Origin of the sequence: Pseudomonas entomophila (genome assembly GCF_013523125.1) — a bacterium.
GTDB classification, from domain to species: domain Bacteria; phylum Pseudomonadota; class Gammaproteobacteria; order Pseudomonadales; family Pseudomonadaceae; genus Aquipseudomonas; species Aquipseudomonas entomophila_B.
In genome coordinates this window covers 84,469-101,625 of record NZ_JAAMQJ010000015.1, presented here as the reverse complement: position 1 = coordinate 101,625, position 17,157 = coordinate 84,469, and the positions used below count along the sequence as shown (strand labels likewise).

At 65.2% G+C, this 17,157-nt stretch carries 14 protein-coding genes; 11 read left to right on the top strand and 3 right to left on the bottom strand.

The features are described 5' to 3' along the window. Nucleotides 1-175: 175 nt before the first annotated feature. Nucleotides 176-1,648 carry an inorganic phosphate transporter gene (locus G7007_RS10485; RefSeq protein ID WP_181101523.1) on the bottom strand — a complete coding sequence of 491 codons (1,473 nt, stop codon included), beginning with the start codon at nt 1,646-1,648 and terminating at the stop codon, nt 176-178. Nucleotides 1,649-1,950: 302 nt separating this feature from the next. After that, the gene (locus tag G7007_RS10480; RefSeq protein WP_181101521.1) at nt 1,951-2,151 is read right to left on the bottom strand and encodes a hypothetical protein; all 201 of its coding nucleotides are present in this window, start codon (nt 2,149-2,151) and stop codon (nt 1,951-1,953) included. Nucleotides 2,152-2,690: 539 nt separating this feature from the next. Between G7007_RS10480 and pcaR the strand changes: the two genes are divergently transcribed. The 3 genes from pcaR (at nt 2,691) to G7007_RS10465 (ending at nt 6,299) form a co-directional block, all read left to right on the top strand. Then, complete coding sequence (gene pcaR, locus G7007_RS10475) at nt 2,691-3,566, top strand: pca regulon transcriptional regulator PcaR (RefSeq protein ID WP_258198536.1); 876 nt, start codon at nt 2,691-2,693, stop codon at nt 3,564-3,566. Nucleotides 3,567-3,731: 165 nt separating this feature from the next. Continuing rightward, on the top strand, nt 3,732-4,934 hold the full coding sequence (gene pcaF / locus G7007_RS10470) for a 3-oxoadipyl-CoA thiolase (protein WP_181101519.1): 1,203 nt from the start codon (nt 3,732-3,734) through the stop codon (nt 4,932-4,934). Nucleotides 4,935-5,009: 75 nt separating this feature from the next. Continuing rightward, entirely contained in the window at nt 5,010-6,299 is a 1,290-nt protein-coding gene (locus G7007_RS10465) for an MFS family transporter (RefSeq protein WP_181101518.1), read from the top strand. 210 nt (nt 6,300-6,509) lie between these two features. Here G7007_RS10465 and gap read toward each other — a convergent pair whose 3' ends face one another. After that, a complete protein-coding gene (gene gap / locus G7007_RS10460; RefSeq protein ID WP_181101516.1) occupies nt 6,510-7,514 on the bottom strand; it encodes a type I glyceraldehyde-3-phosphate dehydrogenase in 1,005 nt (334 codons plus the stop codon). A 260-nt stretch (nt 7,515-7,774) separates the two neighbouring features. Here gap and edd point away from each other — a divergent pair, with 260 nt between their 5' ends. From edd to G7007_RS10420, 8 genes are all read left to right on the top strand, one after another. Continuing rightward, the gene (gene edd / locus G7007_RS10455) at nt 7,775-9,601 is read left to right on the top strand and encodes a phosphogluconate dehydratase (RefSeq protein ID WP_181101511.1); all 1,827 of its coding nucleotides are present in this window, start codon (nt 7,775-7,777) and stop codon (nt 9,599-9,601) included. Continuing rightward, nucleotides 9,598-10,572 carry a glucokinase gene (locus tag G7007_RS10450; RefSeq protein WP_181101510.1) on the top strand — a complete coding sequence of 325 codons (975 nt, stop codon included), beginning with the start codon at nt 9,598-9,600 and terminating at the stop codon, nt 10,570-10,572. Before edd ends, G7007_RS10450 begins: the two co-directional genes overlap by 4 nt. A gap of 29 nt (nt 10,573-10,601) precedes the next feature. Further along, nucleotides 10,602-11,324: a response regulator gene (locus G7007_RS10445; protein WP_060392738.1), complete on the top strand. Its 723-nt coding sequence runs from the start codon at nt 10,602-10,604 to the stop codon at nt 11,322-11,324. Beyond that, on the top strand, nt 11,305-12,750 hold the full coding sequence (locus G7007_RS10440) for an ATP-binding protein (protein ID WP_181101508.1): 1,446 nt from the start codon (nt 11,305-11,307) through the stop codon (nt 12,748-12,750). Before G7007_RS10445 ends, G7007_RS10440 begins: the two co-directional genes overlap by 20 nt. Nucleotides 12,751-12,924: 174 nt before the next feature. Then, nucleotides 12,925-14,187: an ABC transporter substrate-binding protein gene (locus G7007_RS10435; protein ID WP_181101506.1), complete on the top strand. Its 1,263-nt coding sequence runs from the start codon at nt 12,925-12,927 to the stop codon at nt 14,185-14,187. A 70-nt stretch (nt 14,188-14,257) separates the two neighbouring features. Next, a complete protein-coding gene (locus G7007_RS10430) occupies nt 14,258-15,166 on the top strand; it encodes a carbohydrate ABC transporter permease (RefSeq protein WP_181101504.1) in 909 nt (302 codons plus the stop codon). Continuing rightward, the gene (locus G7007_RS10425; RefSeq protein ID WP_181101502.1) at nt 15,159-15,995 is read left to right on the top strand and encodes a carbohydrate ABC transporter permease; all 837 of its coding nucleotides are present in this window, start codon (nt 15,159-15,161) and stop codon (nt 15,993-15,995) included. Before G7007_RS10430 ends, G7007_RS10425 begins: the two co-directional genes overlap by 8 nt. A 3-nt stretch (nt 15,996-15,998) precedes the next feature. Then, on the top strand, nt 15,999-17,153 hold the full coding sequence (locus tag G7007_RS10420) for an ABC transporter ATP-binding protein (RefSeq protein WP_181101500.1): 1,155 nt from the start codon (nt 15,999-16,001) through the stop codon (nt 17,151-17,153). The last annotated feature ends 4 nt before the right edge of the window (nt 17,154-17,157 follow it).

Genomic DNA, 17,157 nt, shown 5'->3' with positions numbered 1-17,157 from the left:
GGGAGGGGAAAAGCGGAAGGGCGAGCCGCAAGTGGCAAGTGGCAAGCTGCAAGAAGAGGCCAGAGGGGTAGCGTGGATGCGTGAGGGGAAGCGTGATTTTGCTTGCAGGGTTGAACCGAAAGCGGCAAGCGGCGCTTACTTGCCGCTTGCCGCTTGCCGCTTGCCGCTTGCCGCCTTACGCCAGCGCTTTGGACGCCAGCCAGAACAGCCCGGCAGCCAGGCCCATGGAGGCCGGCAGGGTCAGGACCCAGGCCATCAGGATGGTCTTCACCGTGCCGCCTTGCAGGCCGCTCTTGTTCGCCACCATGGTGCCCGCCACGCCGGAGGACAGGACGTGGGTGGTCGAGACCGGCAGACTGAACACGTTGGCCATGCCGATGGCACAGGCCGCGGTGATCTGGGCGGCCATGCCCTGGGCATAGGTCATGCCCTGCTTGCCGATCTTCTCGCCCACGGTCAGCACCACACGCTTCCAGCCGACCATGGTGCCCAGGCCCAGGGCCAGCGCGACGGCCACGATCACCCAGAACGGAGCGTACTCGGTGGTCGCCGTCAGGTCCTTGCGCAGCTTCTCGAGGTCGGACTTCTCGCGTGCGTCGAGGCCTGGCAGCTTGCCGACCTTCTTGGCCGTGTCGTCCAGGCACAGCAGGTAGCGGCGGACTTCGACGCGCTGCTCGGACGGCAGTGCGTGATAGTCGGTCACGCCCTTGAGCGTGCGCTGCAAGGCGGTGATGGTCGGCTCGGTCTGCTGGGGGTCGCAGCTGAACTGCTCCGGCAGATCGCCCGTCTTGGCCTTGCCCAGGGCCAGGAACTCACCCAGCGTCGCTTCGTTGCGCTGGTAGAACTGGCTCAGGTGCAGCGTGGCGTCACGGGTGCGCTCGATCTGGTAGGTACTGCTGCCCAGGTCGAGCACGAACTGCGCCGGCACGATGCCGATCAGCACCAGCATGATCAGGCCGATGCCTTTCTGGCCATCGTTGGAGCCGTGCACGAAACTCACGCCCATGGCCGAGATGACCAGGACTAGACGGTTCCAGAACGGCGGATGCTTCTTGTCGTCGAGCTTGCGGCGCTGCTCCGGGGTCTTGTGCATCTTCGACAGCGGGCGCCACCACTTCAGGCCGATCAGCACCAGGGCCGCGACCGCGAAGCCCGCCACGGGCGACACCACCAGGGAAAGGGCGATGTCGATCGCCTTCTGCCAGTTGACCCCATCGCCCAACGGAATGTCGTTGATCAGGGCATTGGCCAGACCTACGCCGAGGATCGAGCCGATCAGCGTGTGCGAGCTGGAGGCCGGAATGCCGAAGTACCAGGTGCCCAGGTTCCAGGTGATGGCTGCAGCCAGCAACGAGAAGACCATGGCCAGGCCGTGCCCGGTGTTGACGTTGATCAACAGCTCGACCGGCAGCAGGTGGACGATGGCATAGGCCACGCCGACGCCGCCCAGCAGCACGCCCAGGAAATTGAAGACACCGGACAGGAACACGGCCAGGTGTGGTGGCATGGCCTTGGTGTAGATGACGGTGGCTACCGCATTGGCGGTGTCATGAAAACCGTTGATGAACTCGAAGGCGAGCACGAAGGTGACGGCGAGTACCAGGCTCACCAGAACCCAGGCATCCAGTCCGCTGAATAAATCGATCATGAAGTTTGTCTGGCGGTCGTAGGGGGGGCGGATTATGCCAGAAAACCCTGGCAATCGATCCCCCCCTGAAGCAACCGGCGACGAACCGAGGCCTGGGGGCTGGGTAGGTCACGGGTCTTCGGTTCAGGCCGATCGCGCCATGAGTCGTTTCGATCGCCAGCGAATGTGTCGCCAAACGGAGCAAAATGAACTACTGGGACAGCGCCGAAAAAAGACATGAAATTTGTCAAATTACAGGTCAGCCCTGCACGAAGCGCATGCTCGAAAGGGCCATCGAGCGATGCGTTACGGGAAGGGCACCTTCAGAGCTTGTCGTCCCGTAACTCTTTCTCCATCTTCTCCAACTCTTGAGCGAAGACTTGGTCCTGGACCGTGGAGCGTTTGCGCCACGGTTTGCGCTCAGGTTCCGGTTGAGCGGCATAGGTGGTGACTTCGCCACCGTACACATCCTTGTAACGGTCGGCCTGACGCTCGAGTTCGGCGCGCAGTTCATCTTTCGTCACAGTAGTATCCATCGATCATTAATGAAGCCTGGCGACTGCATGCAGACGGCATGCGGCTACGTGGCCAAGGCAAACAACGTGTCGTAGCAACTCGGTTCAAACAAGATTGGAGGCGGCAGGCGCCTCTCGACAGGGCGCTGCGTCGAGCGTCCGAACGATTGGATTGGATCCAGGCATTCAAGCGTCATGGCAAGGCGCGCTGGCGATTATAGCCACTCTGCCCACCGCTGTTCCATGAAGGTCTTCATTGTATCGGGCCAGCGGCGAAGTTGAGGGCTCGACAGTCTGCAATCAATCAATCGCTCATGATCATATGAGATGTTGTTTGTAGGAAAGTTCTGAAATAGCAGAAGAGAGGGTGAGACGGCCTCGCCACGGAGCAAGGCCGTGCCTAGGGACTTCCACGGTGGGTACCTGACCAGTCTCTCCAAAGAAGCCACATGGGCCCACTCAAGGTATAAGCAAATGTATCGCCGGTCAATTGCGATTATCGGTCGATTGTCCGATAATCGCACAAACCAAGCGCTTCGAGGTGACGCATGAACGAACAAGAGCCGGCCATCCCCTGCGATCCGGTGCCGCAGGCGCCTCCCGTGGCGGTTGGGCTAGCCCCACCGATCGTCGCTTCGCCCGCCAAGCGGATCCAGGCCTTCACGGGCGACCCGGATTTCATGACGTCGCTGGCCCGCGGGCTGGCGGTGATCCAGGCCTTTCAGGAGCGTAAGCGTCATCTGACCATCGCACAGATCAGCCACCGGACCGAAATCCCGCGCGCGGCCGTGCGACGGTGCCTGCACACCCTGATGAAGCTGGGGTACGCGACCACCAACGGGCGTACCTATTCCCTGTTGCCCAAGGTACTGACGCTGGGCCATGCCTACCTGTCGTCGACCCCGCTGGCCGTCTCTGCGCAGCCCTACCTGGATCGCATCAGCGAGCAATTGCACGAAGCGGCCAACATGGCCACGCTCGAAGGCGACGACATCCTCTATATCGCCCGGTCGGCCACCGTCGAGCGGCTGATCTCGGTGGACCTGTCGGTGGGTGGGCGGTTGCCGGCGTACTGCACGTCGATGGGGCGTATCATGCTGGCCGCGCTGGACGATGCCAGCTTGCAAGAGTATCTCGAGCGGGCCGACATGAAGCCGCGCACCAGTCGCACCCTGCACGAGCCTGCTGCATTGCTGGCGTGCATTCGACAGGTCCGCGAGCAGGGCTGGTGCGTGGTCGATCAGGAACTGGAGCAAGGCCTGCGTTCGATTGCCGTGCCGGTGTACGACGCCTCCGGGCAGGTGCTGGCCGCGCTCAACGTCAGTACCCATGTCGGGCGTGTGACGCGGGGCGAACTCGAGCAGCGGTTCCTGCCCATCCTGCTGGCTGCCAGTCGCGACCTGTGCGCGCAGCTGTTCGCCTGAACGGCAACCGGGAGCGGCCCGAGCGTCTTACGCTCGCTTAGGGGTAGAAGCGCTGAATGTGTTCGGTAACCGCCCACAGATGCGGTGGCTGGATTGTAGCGCTCGAGATCCTCTCACTATTCTGCTGTCCATCTGGCCTCATGGCCGACAGGCAGGAGAAGCACGATGCGCGATGTCTTCATGTGCGATGCGGTCCGCACCCCGATCGGCCGCTATGGCGGGGCTCTGGCCGGCGTACGCGCCGACGACCTGGCGGCGGTGCCGCTCAAGGCTCTGGTCGAGCGCAACCGGTCGGTGGACTGGACGCAGCTCGACGAAGTCTTTCTCGGCTGCGCGAACCAGGCAGGCGAAGACAACCGCAACGTGGCGCGCATGGCGTCGCTGCTGGCAGGCCTGCCCGAGTCGGTGCCCGGGGTGACGCTCAATCGTCTGTGCGCCTCCGGCATGGAAGCGATCGGTACGGCGTTTCGTGCCATCGCCAGTGGCGAAATGGAACTGGCCGTTGCTGGGGGGGTGGAGTCCATGTCCCGGGCGCCATTCGTCATGGGCAAGGCCGACAGCGGTTATGCGCGCACCCAGCAGCTCGAGGACACCACCCTCGGCTGGCGCTTCGTCAACCCGGCGATGCGTGCGGCGCATGGGGTCGATTCGATGCCGCAGACGGCCGACAACGTCGCCGAGGAGCATCGCATCTCGCGCGCCGATCAGGATGCCTTCGCTCTGCGAAGCCAGCAGCGTGCGGCCGCCGCCCAGGCGGCGGGCTTCTTCGCCGAGGAAATCGTACCGGTGCGCCTTGTGCACAAGAAAGGCGACACCTGGGTCGAGCGTGACGAACATCCGCGTGCCGACACCACCCTCGAGGCGCTGGCGCGGCTCAAGCCGGTCAATGGGGCTGACAAGACCGTCACGGCAGGCAATGCCTCGGGCGTCAACGATGGCGCCGCCGCGATGATCCTGGCGTCGGCCGAGGCCGTGCGGCGGCATGGGTTGACGCCACGGGCGCGGGTGCTGGGCATGGCCAGTGCCGGCGTGGCGCCGCGAGTGATGGGCGTCGGTCCGGTGCCGGCGGTGACCAAACTGCTCGAGCGGCTGAAGCTTAAGGTCTGCGATTTCGACGTCATCGAGCTCAACGAGGCGTTCGCCAGCCAGAGCCTGGCGGTGCTGCGCGGGTTGGGATTGGCGGACGATGCGCCTCAGGTGAACCCCAATGGCGGCGCCATCGCCCTGGGTCATCCGCTGGGCATGAGCGGCGCACGGTTGGTCATGACGGCCTTGCATCAGTTGGAGAGGAGCGGCGGGCGCATGGGCTTGGCGACGTTGTGCGTGGGCGTGGGGCAAGGGTTGGCGCTGGCCATCGAGCGGGTATAGGTCCCTGCCCTGCGGAACGGTGTTGTTACTAGTTATGTCTAGACTCACACTATAATTATTCGGGAGCACCCCACCATGACTTCAATGCCTTATTCCCAGGACGAGCGCCGCAAGCGCATCTTCGCGATCGTGGGCGCCTCGTCGGGCAACCTGGTGGAGTGGTTCGACTTCTACGTCTATGCCTTTTGCGCCATCTACTTCGCGCCGGTGTTCTTTCCTTCGGACAACCCGACCGTGCAACTGCTCAACACCGCCGGCGTATTCGCCGCCGGCTTTCTGATGCGTCCGATCGGCGGCTGGATCTTCGGGCGGCTCGCCGATCGCCGGGGGCGCAAGCATTCGCTGATGATTTCGGTGCTGATGATGTGCTTCGGCTCACTGGTCATCGCCTGCCTGCCGACCTACGCCAGCATTGGGGCCTGGGCGCCGCTGCTGCTGTTGGTGGCGAGGCTGATCCAGGGTCTGTCGGTCGGCGGTGAGTACGGCACCACCGCCACCTACATGAGCGAGGTGGCCCTGCGCGGGCAGCGCGGCTTCTTTGCCTCGTTTCAGTACGTCACCTTGATCGGCGGGCAGTTGCTGGCGGTCCTGGTCGTGGTGATCCTGCAGCAGGTGCTCACCGAGGACGAGCTGCGGGCCTGGGGCTGGCGCATCCCCTTCGTGGTCGGGGCCATCGCCGCGCTGATCTCGCTGATGCTGCGCCGCTCGCTGAAGGAGACCAGCAGCGCGGAAACCCGGCAGAGCGCCGAAGCCGGCAGCGTCGCCGGCCTGTTCCGCAATCATGGCGCCGCGTTCGTCACGGTGCTGGGCTACACCGCGGGCGGCTCGTTGATCTTCTACACCTTCACCACCTACATGCAGAAGTACCTGGTCAACACGGCAGGCATGCACGCCAAGGACGCCAGTTTCGTCATGACCGGCGCGCTGTTCCTGTTCATGTGCCTGCAGCCGCTGTTCGGCATGCTCTCGGACCGGATCGGCCGGCGTACCTCGATGCTGCTGTTCGGCGCATTGGGCACCGTGTTCACCGTGCCGTTGCTGATGGCGCTCAAGACGGTGAGCAGCCCGTTCATGGCCTTCGTGCTGGTCAGCCTGGCGCTGTGCATCGTCAGCTTCTACACCTCCATCAGCGGCCTGGTGAAGGCCGAGATGTTCCCGCCGCAGGTGCGTGCACTGGGTGTCGGGCTGGCCTATGCGGTGGCCAATGCGATGTTCGGCGGGTCGGCCGAATACGTGGCGCTGGGGCTCAAGTCCCTGGGGATGGAGAACACCTTCTACTGGTACGTCACGGCAATGATGGCGATCGCCTTCCTGTTCAGCCTGCGGCTGCCCAAGCAGGCCGAGTACCTGCACCACGATCATTGAGGTGCAGAGTACGGCTCTGAGCGGCACGGGGCTGCCTTGCAGCCCATCGCGGGCAAGCCCGCTCCCACATGGACGTGCGGCGGCCTATCCTTCTGCGGCGCAGCTCATTCATAGGTGGGGGCTTGCCCGCGATACAGGCGACGCGTGGTCGGATCCTGTCGCTGAAGGATCCGGCCCGCTTCCTACCTCAACCCTTCTTCTCGGCATGCATCACTCACCCGCACGCCACGCCGCCAGACAGGTGTCCAGCATCCGGTTGGAGAACCCCCACTCGTTGTCGTACCACGCCATGACCTTGAGCATCCTGCCACTGATGCGGGTGTGATTGGCGTCGAAGATCGACGACCGAGGGTCATGATTGAAATCGCAGGACACCAGCGGCAAGGTGTTGTAGCCCAGCACCGGCGAATGCTCGCTGGCTTGTTTCAGCGCCTGGTTCACCGCGTCGACCGTGGCCTCACGCTCCAAGGTCACGGTCAGGTCCACCAGCGACACGTTGATCACCGGCACGCGCACCGCCATCCCGGTCAGGCGTCCGGCCAGTTCCGGCAGCACCAGGCCCACCGCTTCGGCCGCCCCGGTCTTGCTCGGGATCATCGACTGGGTGGCGGCGCGGGCACGGTAGGGATCCTTGTGGCTGACATCGATCAGCACCTGGTCGTTGGTGAAGGCATGGATGGTGGTCATCAGGCCATGCTCGATGCCGAATTCGCGGTGCAGCACCTGGGCCACCGGTGCCAGGCAGTTGGTGGTGCAGGACGCGTTGGAAATGATCTGGTGCGAGGCGCGCAACTGGTCATGGTTGACCCCGTACACGATCGTCGCATCGGCGCCCTTGGCCGGTGCCGAAACGATGACCTTGGCTGCCCCGGCAGTCAGGTGCGCCGCGGCCTTGTCACGGTCGGTGAACAGCCCGGTACATTCGAACACCACATCGATGCGTTCGTCGCGCCATGGCAGTTCGGCCGGGTTACGGATGGCGCTGAACGCGATGCGATCGCCATTGACCGTCAGGCTGTCCTGCTCGACGTGCACCTCGGCGTCGAACAGGCCGTGTACGCTGTCGTGCTTGAGCAGGTGGGCATTGACCGCGAGGTCGCCGAGGTCGTTGATGGCGACCACCTGCAGGTCCTGGCGGTAGCCCTGGCTGTAGAGTGCGCGCAGGACGTTGCGTCCGATACGACCGAATCCGTTGATGGCAATGCGAAGGGTCATGGGCGATACCTCTGGCGAAGGGAAGAAAGCTGTGACAAGAATGTCGCGTCACTGAAACGATTTTGTTGTTGGAATTACAAGATTATTCGTTCAATGATAGAAAACAAGCCCCGGTAGTGGCAGAATTTTTATCAAACCTACAACGAGCAGTCGAGCACTTCAGGCTTACCGATGGTCCGGGCATGTGCTTCTCAGCCCTGACGATGTGCGAGCCGGACGCTCAAGACCGCCCCTGAACGTCAGCCTGGAGTCGAGTCATCATGCACCCGCGCATCCTTGAGGTTACCGAGCGACTGATCGCTCGCAGTCGTCGTACGCGTGAGCGTTACCTGTCGCTGATCGATGCCGCCGCCAGCGATGGCCCGGTCCGCGCCAGCCTGCAATGCGCCAACTTCGCCCACGGCGTGGCCGGGTGCGGGGGCGAGGACAAGCAACGCCTGCGGCTGATGAACGCCGCCAACGTCGCCATCGTCTCGGCCTACAACGACATGCTCTCGGCGCATCAGCCCTACCAGCACTTTCCCGAGCAGATCAAGCAGGCCCTGCGCGACATTGGTTCGGTCGGCCAGTTCGCCGGCGGCGTGCCAGCGATGTGCGACGGCGTGACCCAGGGCGAACCGGGCATGGAGCTGGCGATCGCCAGCCGTGAAGTCATCGCCATGTCCACCGCGATCGCGCTGTCGCACAATTTGTTCGACGCCACGTTGCTGCTGGGCATCTGCGACAAGATCGTCCCCGGCCTGATGATGGGCGCCTTGCGCTTTGGGCACCTGCCGACGGTCTTCGTTCCAGGCGGTCCCATGCCCTCCGGGCTGTCCAACAAGGAAAAGGCCGACGTGCGTCAGCGCTACGCCGAAGGCAAGGCCAGCCGTGAAGAACTGCTCGAGGCGGAAATGCAGTCCTATCACAGCCCGGGCACCTGCACCTTCTACGGCACGGCCAACACCAACCAACTGCTGATGGAAGTGATGGGCCTGCACCTGCCTGGCGCCTCCTTCGTCAACCCCTATACACCGTTGCGCGACGCGCTCACCGCCGAAGCCGCGCGGCAGGTCACGCGCCTGACCAAGGCCGGTGGCACGTTCACACCCCTGGGCCGGATCGTCGACGAGAAGTCGATGGTCAACGCCATCGTCGCCCTGCATGCCACCGGGGGCTCGACCAACCATACCTTGCACCTGCCGGCCATGGCCCAGGCGGCCGGCCTGCAACTCACCTGGCAGGACATGGCCGACCTGTCCGAGGTGGTGCCGACCCTGGCCCACGTCTACCCCAACGGCAAGGCCGACATCAACCATTTCCAGGCCGCCGGGGGGATGGCCTTCCTCATCGGCCAACTGCTCGACGCCGGTCTGTTGCACGACGACGTGCAGACCGTGGTCGGTCCGGGCCTGCGTCGCTACACCCAGGAGCCGTTTCTCGACGAAGGGCGCCTGGTCTGGCGCGACGGGCCGCGGGACAGCCTCGACGAGAGCATCCTGCGCCCGGTGGCGCGGCCGTTCTCCGCCGAAGGCGGGCTGCGGGTGATGCAGGGCAACCTGGGCCGGGGCGTGATGAAAGTATCGGCCGTGGCGCCTGAGCACCGGGTGGTCGAGGCCCCGGCGCGGGTCTTCCACGATCAGCAATCGCTGGCCGACGCGTTCAAGGCCGGCGAGCTGGAGTGCGACTTCGTCGCCGTGGTGCGCTTCCAGGGGCCGCGCTGCAATGGCATGCCGGAACTGCACAAGCTCACCCCGTTCCTCGGTGTGCTGCAGGACCGCGGCTTCAAGGTCGCGCTGGTGACCGACGGGCGCATGTCCGGCGCCTCCGGCAAGATTCCGGCGGCGATCCATGTCTGCCCGGAAGCCTATGACGGTGGCCTGCTGGCAAAAGTCCGCGATGGTGATAGGGTGCGCGTAGACGGCGCCGAAGGCACGCTGCAGGTCCTGGTGTCGGCCGAGGAACTGGCCGCACGCGACATGCCACCCGCACCCACCGGGAACGACCTGGGGTGCGGGCGCGAGCTCTTTGGCTTCATGCGCGTGGCCTTCAGCTCGGCGGAGCAGGGCGCCAGCGCCTTCACTTCGGCCCTGGAGAATCTGGAATGACAGCCCTGCTGGTAGGCGACATCGGAGGGACCAACGCACGTTTCGCGCTCTGGCAAGATCATCGACTGCACGCGGTGCAGGTGTTTCCGACCGCCGAACATGACAGCGTCGAGGACGCCATCGAGCTGTACCTCGAACAGCAGGGCATTGCCCGCGGTGGCCTGGCGGCCGTGTGCCTGGCGGTGGCCGGGCCGGTCGAAGGCGACGAATTCCACTTCACCAACAACCCCTGGCGCATCCAGCGCGATGCCTTCTGCACGCGCCTGGCCGTCGAGCACTTGCTGCTGATCAACGACTTCTCGGCCATGGCCTTGGGCATGACCTGCCTGGCGCCGGACGAGTACCAGTCGATGCGTGACGGCCAGGCCGACCTGACGCGACCGGCGCTGGTGATCGGGCCAGGTACCGGCCTGGGCGTGGCCGGCCTGCTGCACCTCGACGGGCGCCGCTGGCTGGCGCTGCCTGGCGAGGGTGGCCACGTCGACCTGCCGGTGAGCAACGTGCGCGAAGCGGCGATCCATCAGCAGCTGCACGCCAGCCTGGGTCATGTCAGCGCCGAGCACGTGCTCAGCGGCGGTGGCTTGGTACGCCTGTACGAGGCGATGTGCGCCCTGGACGGCGACCGGCCCCGGCACGACTCGCCTGCCCAGATCACCGATGCCGCGCTCGGGGGTGAGCCCCGGGCACTGGCGGTGATCGAGCAGTTCTGCCGCTTCTTCGGCCGGGTGGTCGGCAACCATGTGCTGACCCTCGGCGCCCGCGGCGGGGTGTACATCGTCGGCGGCGTCATCCCGCGCTTCGTCGAGTTGTTCCGCCAGAGCGGCTTCGCCGACAGCCTGTGCGACAAGGGGGTGATGAGCGATTACTTCGATGGCATCCCGATCTGGCTGGTGACGGCGCCGTTCTCCGGTCTGCTCGGGGCCGGCGTTGCCTTGCAACAATCGCTCGAACACGGATTACAGCGGGCGTAGACCCGCGTGCTTGTCAGAGGGAATTACCGTTGAGCACTGCCGGACATTCGATTCTGCTGGTCGATGACGACCAGGAGATTCGCGAACTGCTGCACACCTACCTCAGCCGCGCCGGCTTCGAGGTGCACGCCGTCGCCGATGGCCAGGCCTTTCGCCAGGCCCTCGACACGGGCCACTGCGACCTGGTGATCCTGGACGTGATGCTGCCCGACGAGGACGGCTTCAGCCTGTGCCGCTGGACGCGCCAGCATCCTCGGCGCGGCCAGGTACCGATCATCATGCTGACCGCCAGCTCGGACGAGGCCGACCGGGTCATCGGCCTGGAGCTGGGGGCCGACGACTACCTGGGCAAACCCTTCAGTCCGCGGGAGTTGCAGGCGCGCATCAAGGCCCTGCTGCGTCGTTCGTCGTTCGCCCGCGACACCGGCTCGGCAGTGCTGATCTTCGACGACTGGCGCCTGGATACGGTCAGCCACCGGTTGTTCCACCGCGATGGCGAGGAAGTGCTGCTGTCCGGGGCGGACTTCGCCCTGCTCAAGCTGTTTCTCGAGCGCCCGCAGCAGATCCTCGACCGCGACACCATCGGCAACGTGACCCGTGGCCGCGAGCCGATGCCCCTGGACCGCGTGGTCGACATGGCCGTGCGCCGCCTGCGTCAGCGCTTGCGCGACGTGGACCGGCCGGCGCGGTTGATCCGCACCGTACGGGGGAGTGGCTACCTGCTGGCCGCGCATGTCAGCACCGGTCGCTGAGCGTCGCTGGCGGCTGCTGCCCCGCTCGCTGCTGGGGCGCATGCTGTTGCTGACGCTGCTGGTGGTGGCGCTCGCCCAGGCGCTTTCGAGCCTGGTCTGGGTCTCGCAATGGCGCGCCAGCCAGGTGCAGGGTCTGCAGGCCAGCGCGGGCAGCCTGGCCCATTCCATGGGCGCCAGCGCCAGTTACCTGCGTTCGCTGCCGGTGGCCTATCGGCCGATGGTGCTGGACCAGCTGCGGCACATGGGCGGCACACGCTTTTTCGTCTCGCTCAATCAGCACGCCTTGCAGATGCGCACGCTGCCAGCGACGCCGCGCAAGCAGGCCGTGATCGACGTGTTTCGCCAGGTGCTGGGCCAGCGCCTGGGCGAGGGCGTGCAGTTCGAGGTGAATTTCGTCAGCCCCGGCGAGCTACGGATCTTCAACAGTGGCCTGCGCCTGGACGAGCTGCCACGCTCCTGGGCGCACTATTCCCTCACCCTGGAACCGCTCGATCCGCCCGTGCTGGTCACACAGATCCGCCTGGCCGAGAACGAATGGCTGTACATCGCCTCGCTGCTGCCGGCGCCCTACACCGAGCCGGAGCCTCCCGAGCTGCCGCGTCAGCAATTGCTGTTCATGGGCATCACCAGCGTGCTGCTGTTGCTGTTCATCGGCCTGCTGGTGCACTGGCAGAGCCGTCCGCTCAAGCGGCTGGCCCGCGCGGCACGGGACATGTCGCTCAGCGGCGAGGTGGCACCGGTGCCCGTGGGTGGGGGCAGTGAGGTGGCGGACGTGGCACGCGCCTTCAACAGCATGAGCGAACGCATCACCCGCTACCTGACCGAGCGGGGCCAGTTGTTCAGCGCGATCTCCCACGACTTGCGCACACCGATCACGCGTTTGCGGCTGCGCGTCGAGCTGCTCGAGGACGAGCAGGTGCAGGCGCGCTTCACCCGTGACCTCGACGAGCTGGAACTGCTGGTCAAGGGCGCGCTGCAATGCGTGAAAGACACCGACATCCATGAGAACGTCGAGCCGGTGGACCTCGACCACGTGTTGCAGCTGCTGGCCGAACCCTACCTGGAGGACGGCCGTGTCACCCTGGAGGGGCGCAGCCTGTCACCGTATCCTGGCAAACCCCTGGCCCTGCGCCGCTGCATCGGCAACCTGATCGACAACGCCATCAAGTACGGCGAGCGTGCTCACCTGCGAGTGCTCGACAGCCCCAGCGGGTTCGTCCTGCAGGTCGACGACCAGGGGCCAGGCGTGCCGGCCCAGCAGCTGGAGCAGGTCTTCGAGCCCCATGTCCGCCTGGGCCAGCAGCAGCAAGGCTATGGGCTGGGGCTGGGCATCGCGCGCAACATCGCCCACAGCCATGGCGGCGAAGTCAGCCTGCTCAACCTGCGCCAGGGCGGCCTGCGTGTGACCTTGAGCCTGCCCCGGTGAGCCCTGCGGCCATTGGCCATGCAATGTCACCATCCGGTGACATTTCTCCAACCTTTCGTGACCTGCCAGGCCTGAAGGTCTGGTTAGACTCCTTGCCCAATACCGGCCATGCCGTCATTGGCCAGGAATCGTTCGCTCGAAACGACTTCGCATAACAACAACAAGGTATTGCCCATGACTACGTTCACACGTATCGCCACTGCCATTTCCCTCGCTTCGCTGATGCCCCTGGCGGCGTTCGCCGACGACAAGGGCACCGTCGAGGTGCTGCACTGGTGGACCTCCGGGGGTGAAGCCGCCGCCGTCAAGACCCTCAAGGATCAGATCGTCCAGGACGGTTACACCTGGAAGGACAATGCCGTCGCCGGCGGCGGCGGTGCGGCGGCCATGACCGTGCTCAAGACCCGCGCAGTCGCTGGCAACCCGCCTGCTGCCGCCCAGATCAAGGGTCCGGACATCCAGGAGTGGGGCGCCCTCGGTCTGCTCACCGAACTGGACGAGGTCGCCACGGCCAACAACTGGGACGCGCTGCTGCCGGCCAAGGTCGCCGACATCATGAAGTACGACGGTCACTACGTGGCCGTGCCGGTGAACATCCACCGCGCCAACTGGCTGTGGATCAACCCGAGCGTCTTCGAAAAGGCCGGCGCCCGCGTGCCGACCACCCTCGACGAACTGTTCGCCGCCGCCGACAAACTCAAGGCCGCTGGCTTCCAGCCGCTGGCCCACGGCGGGCAGCCCTGGCAGGACAGTACCGTATTCGAGGACGTGGTGTTGAGCGTGCTCGGCCCGGTCGGTTACCACCGTGCCTTCGTCGACCTCGATCCAGAGACCCTGACCGGCCCGGACATGGTCAAGGCCTTCGGCGTCCTGCAACGGCTCGGCACCTACATGGACCCGAACCGCGCCGGGCGTGACTGGAACATCGCCGCCGCCGAGGTCATCAACGGCAAGGCCGGCATGCAGATCATGGGCGACTGGGCCAAGAGCGAATGGACCGCCGCCGGCAAGGTGGCGGGCAAGGACTACCAGTGCGTACCGTTCCCGGGTACCCAGGGCAGCTTCACCTACAACATCGATTCGCTGGCCATGTTCCAGCTCAAGGACGAAAAAGACATCGCCGCACAGAACGACCTGGCCAAGGCCGCCCTGGAGCCGGCCTTCCAGACCGCCTTCAACCAGGCCAAGGGCTCGTTGCCGGTACGCCAGGACATGGCCATGAACGCCTTCGACGCCTGCACCCAGCAGTCCTCCAAGGACTTCAAGCAGGCCGAGCAGGGCGAGGGTCTGCAACCGAGCATGGCGCACAACATGGCCTCCTCGCTGGCCGTGCAGGGCGCAATCTTCGATGTGGTCAGCAACTTCATGAACGACCCCAAGGCCGACCCGGCCAAGGCCGCTCAACAGTTGAACGCGGCGATCAAGGCCGCGCGCTGACGCTTTCGCGTGACAGGTGCGTGGCGGTCTGACGCCGCGCACCCTGCCTCTCGCCTCTGGAGACCCAAGCATGACCACAGTCGCCGCCCCGTCGCGGGCCGCACCCCTGGACGCGTTACAGCGCTGGCTACCGAAACTGGTGCTGGCGCCGAGCATGCTGATCGTCCTGGTGGGCTTTTACGGTTACATCCTCTGGACATTGGTATTGTCCTTCACCCGCTCGACCTTCATGCCCAACTACCGCTGGGCCGGATTCGAGCAATACATCAAGTTGCTGGGCAACGACCGTTGGTGGGTCGCCAGCAAGAACCTGCTGGTGTTCGGCAGCCTGTTCATCGGCATCAGCCTGGTGATCGGCGTGGTCCTGGCCGTGCTGCTGGACCAGCGCATTCGCCGCGAAGGCTTCATCCGCACGGTGTACCTCTACCCGATGGCGCTGTCGATGATCGTCACCGGCACCGCTTGGCAGTGGCTGCTCAACCCCGGCCTGGGCCTGGACAAGCTGCTGCGCGACTGGGGCTGGGAGGGTTTTCGCTTCGACTGGCTGGTCGACCCGGAGCGGGTCATCTACTGCCTGGTGATCGCGGCGGTCTGGCAGGCGTCGGGCTTCGTCATGGCGCTGTTCCTGGCCGGTCTGCGCGGCGTCGACCCGTCGATCGTGCGTGCGGCCCAGGTCGATGGCGCCAGCCTGCCGCGCATCTACCTGCGCATCGTCCTGCCGAGCCTGCGTCCGGTGTTCTTCAGCGCGGTGATGATCCTGGCGCACATCGCCATCAAGAGCTTCGACCTGGTCGCGGCGATGACCGCGGGCGGGCCGGGCTATGCCTCGGATCTGCCGGCGATGTTCATGTACTCGTTCACCTTCAGCCGGGGGCAGATGGGCATGGGCTCGGCCAGCGCGATCCTGATGCTCGCCGCGATCCTCGCCATCCTCGTGCCGTATCTGTACTCCGAACTCAGGAACAAGCGCCATGACTAGTCCTCGCTGGTACGCGCCCAGCCGCCTGGCCATTCACGCCACCTTGCTGGCGGCCTGCGCCCTCTACCTGGTCCCGCTGGTGGTGATGCTGCTGACCAGCGTCAAGTCGCCCGAGGACATCCGCACCGGCAACCTGCTGAGCTGGCCTGACGTGATCACCGGGATCGGCTGGCTGAAGGCCTGGGACGCGGTGGGCGGGCATTTCTGGAATTCGGTGAAGATCACCGTGCCTGCCGTGCTGATCTCCACGTTGCTCGGCGCCTTGAACGGCTATGTGCTGTCGATGTGGCGCTTCCGTGGCTCGCAGCTGTTCTTCGGCCTGCTGCTGTTCGGCTGCTTCCTGCCGTTCCAGACCGTGCTGCTGCCGGCGTCCTTCACCCTCGGCAAGCTGGGCCTGGCCAGCAGCACGCTCGGGCTGGTGCTGGTGCACGTGGTCTACGGTTTGGCCTTCACCACGCTGTTCTTTCGCAACTACTACTGCAGCGTGCCGCTGGCCCTGGTGCAGGCGGCGCGGCTGGATGGCGCGGGGTTCTTCACCATCTTCACGCGCATCCTGCTGCCGATGTCGCTGCCGATCATCATGGTGTGCCTGATCTGGCAGTTCACCCAGATCTGGAACGACTTCCTGTTCGGCGTGGTATTCGCCAGTGGCGATGCGCAACCGATCACCGTGGCCTTGAACAACCTGGTCAACACCAGCACCGGGGTCAAGGAATACAACGTCGACATGGCAGCGGCACTGATCGCCGGGTTACCGACCCTGATGGTCTACGTCGTGGCTGGCAAATATTTCCTGCGCGGCCTCACCGCCGGCGCGGTCAAGGGGTGAGACATGGCACGGCTCGAATTACGCAACGTCAACAAACACTACGGTAGCGGCCTGCCGGACACGCTCAAGGCGATCGACCTGGCGATCGACTCCGGCGAGTTTCTGATCCTGGTCGGCCCGTCCGGCTGCGGCAAGTCGACCCTGATGAACTGCATCGCCGGGCTCGAGGACATCAGCGGCGGCGCCATCCTGGTCGACGGCGCCGACATCAGCGGCATGAGCCCCAAGGACCGCGACATCGCGATGGTCTTCCAGTCCTATGCGCTGTACCCGACCATGAGCGTGCGCGACAACATCGCCTTCGGCCTGAAGATCCGCAAGCTGCCCAAGGCCGAGATCGACGCCGAGGTGGACCGGGTCGCCCGGCTGCTGCAGATCGAACACCTGCTGGCACGCAAGCCCGGCCAGCTGTCGGGCGGCCAGCAGCAACGCGTGGCCATGGGGCGTGCCTTGGCCCGTCGGCCGAAGATCTACCTGTTCGACGAACCGCTGTCGAACCTGGATGCCAAGCTGCGGGTGGAGATGCGCACCGAGATCAAGCTGATGCACCAGCGGCTCAGGACCACTACGGTCTATGTGACCCACGATCAGATCGAGGCGATGACCCTGGGCGACAAGGTGGCGGTGATGAAGGATGGTATCATCCAGCAGTTCGGCACGCCCCGCGACATTTATACCAACCCTGCCAACCGCTTCGTGGCCAGCTTCATCGGCTCGCCGCCGATGAACTTCATTCCGGCGACCGTCGTCGAGCGCGACGGCCTGGCGTTGGCACGGTTGGACAGTGGCCAGGGGCTGCATGAACTGCCACTTGGGCGCATGACGCCCGAACTACGAGAACGAACGGTCACCTTGGGTATCCGCCCAGAACAGATCAGCACCCGCCTGGGGCAGGGCACTGCACTGCCCGGCATTCGCGCGCGCGTCCAGGTCACGGAGCCGACCGGCCCGGACCTGCTGGCGTTCGTCACGCTCAATGACACCAACGTCTGTTGTCGCCTGGCACCGGACGTGGCCTGTCGGGCGGGCGATGACGTGGACCTGGCGCTCGACGCCAGTAAGGTATTGCTGTTCGACAGCGCGACCGGCGAGCGCTTGCGCCATTCGCCCGTGCTGTCGGCCGAGCAGGGCGCGGCCCCGTTGGAGCAGGGCTGCTGATACG

Bases quoted from the DNA above. Each gene is read 5' to 3' on its own strand.
- pcaF (WP_181101519.1), top strand. From the start codon at position 3,732: ATGCGCGATGTCTTCATGTGCGATGCGGTCCGCACCCCGATCGGCCGC.
- G7007_RS10450 (WP_181101510.1), top strand. From the start codon at position 9,598: ATGACAGCCCTGCTGGTAGGCGACATCGGAGGGACCAACGCACGTTTC.
- G7007_RS10430 (WP_181101504.1), top strand. From the start codon at position 14,258: ATGACCACAGTCGCCGCCCCGTCGCGGGCCGCACCCCTGGACGCGTTA.
- G7007_RS10440 (WP_181101508.1), top strand. From the start codon at position 11,305: ATGTCAGCACCGGTCGCTGAGCGTCGCTGGCGGCTGCTGCCCCGCTCG.
- G7007_RS10465 (WP_181101518.1), top strand. From the start codon at position 5,010: ATGACTTCAATGCCTTATTCCCAGGACGAGCGCCGCAAGCGCATCTTC.
- pcaR (WP_258198536.1), top strand. From the start codon at position 2,691: ATGAACGAACAAGAGCCGGCCATCCCCTGCGATCCGGTGCCGCAGGCG.
- edd (WP_181101511.1), top strand. From the start codon at position 7,775: ATGCACCCGCGCATCCTTGAGGTTACCGAGCGACTGATCGCTCGCAGT.
- G7007_RS10435 (WP_181101506.1), top strand. From the start codon at position 12,925: ATGACTACGTTCACACGTATCGCCACTGCCATTTCCCTCGCTTCGCTG.
- gap (WP_181101516.1), bottom strand. From the start codon at position 7,514: ATGACCCTTCGCATTGCCATCAACGGATTCGGTCGTATCGGACGCAAC.
- G7007_RS10420 (WP_181101500.1), top strand. From the start codon at position 15,999: ATGGCACGGCTCGAATTACGCAACGTCAACAAACACTACGGTAGCGGC.
- G7007_RS10485 (WP_181101523.1), bottom strand. From the start codon at position 1,648: ATGATCGATTTATTCAGCGGACTGGATGCCTGGGTTCTGGTGAGCCTG.
- G7007_RS10425 (WP_181101502.1), top strand. From the start codon at position 15,159: ATGACTAGTCCTCGCTGGTACGCGCCCAGCCGCCTGGCCATTCACGCC.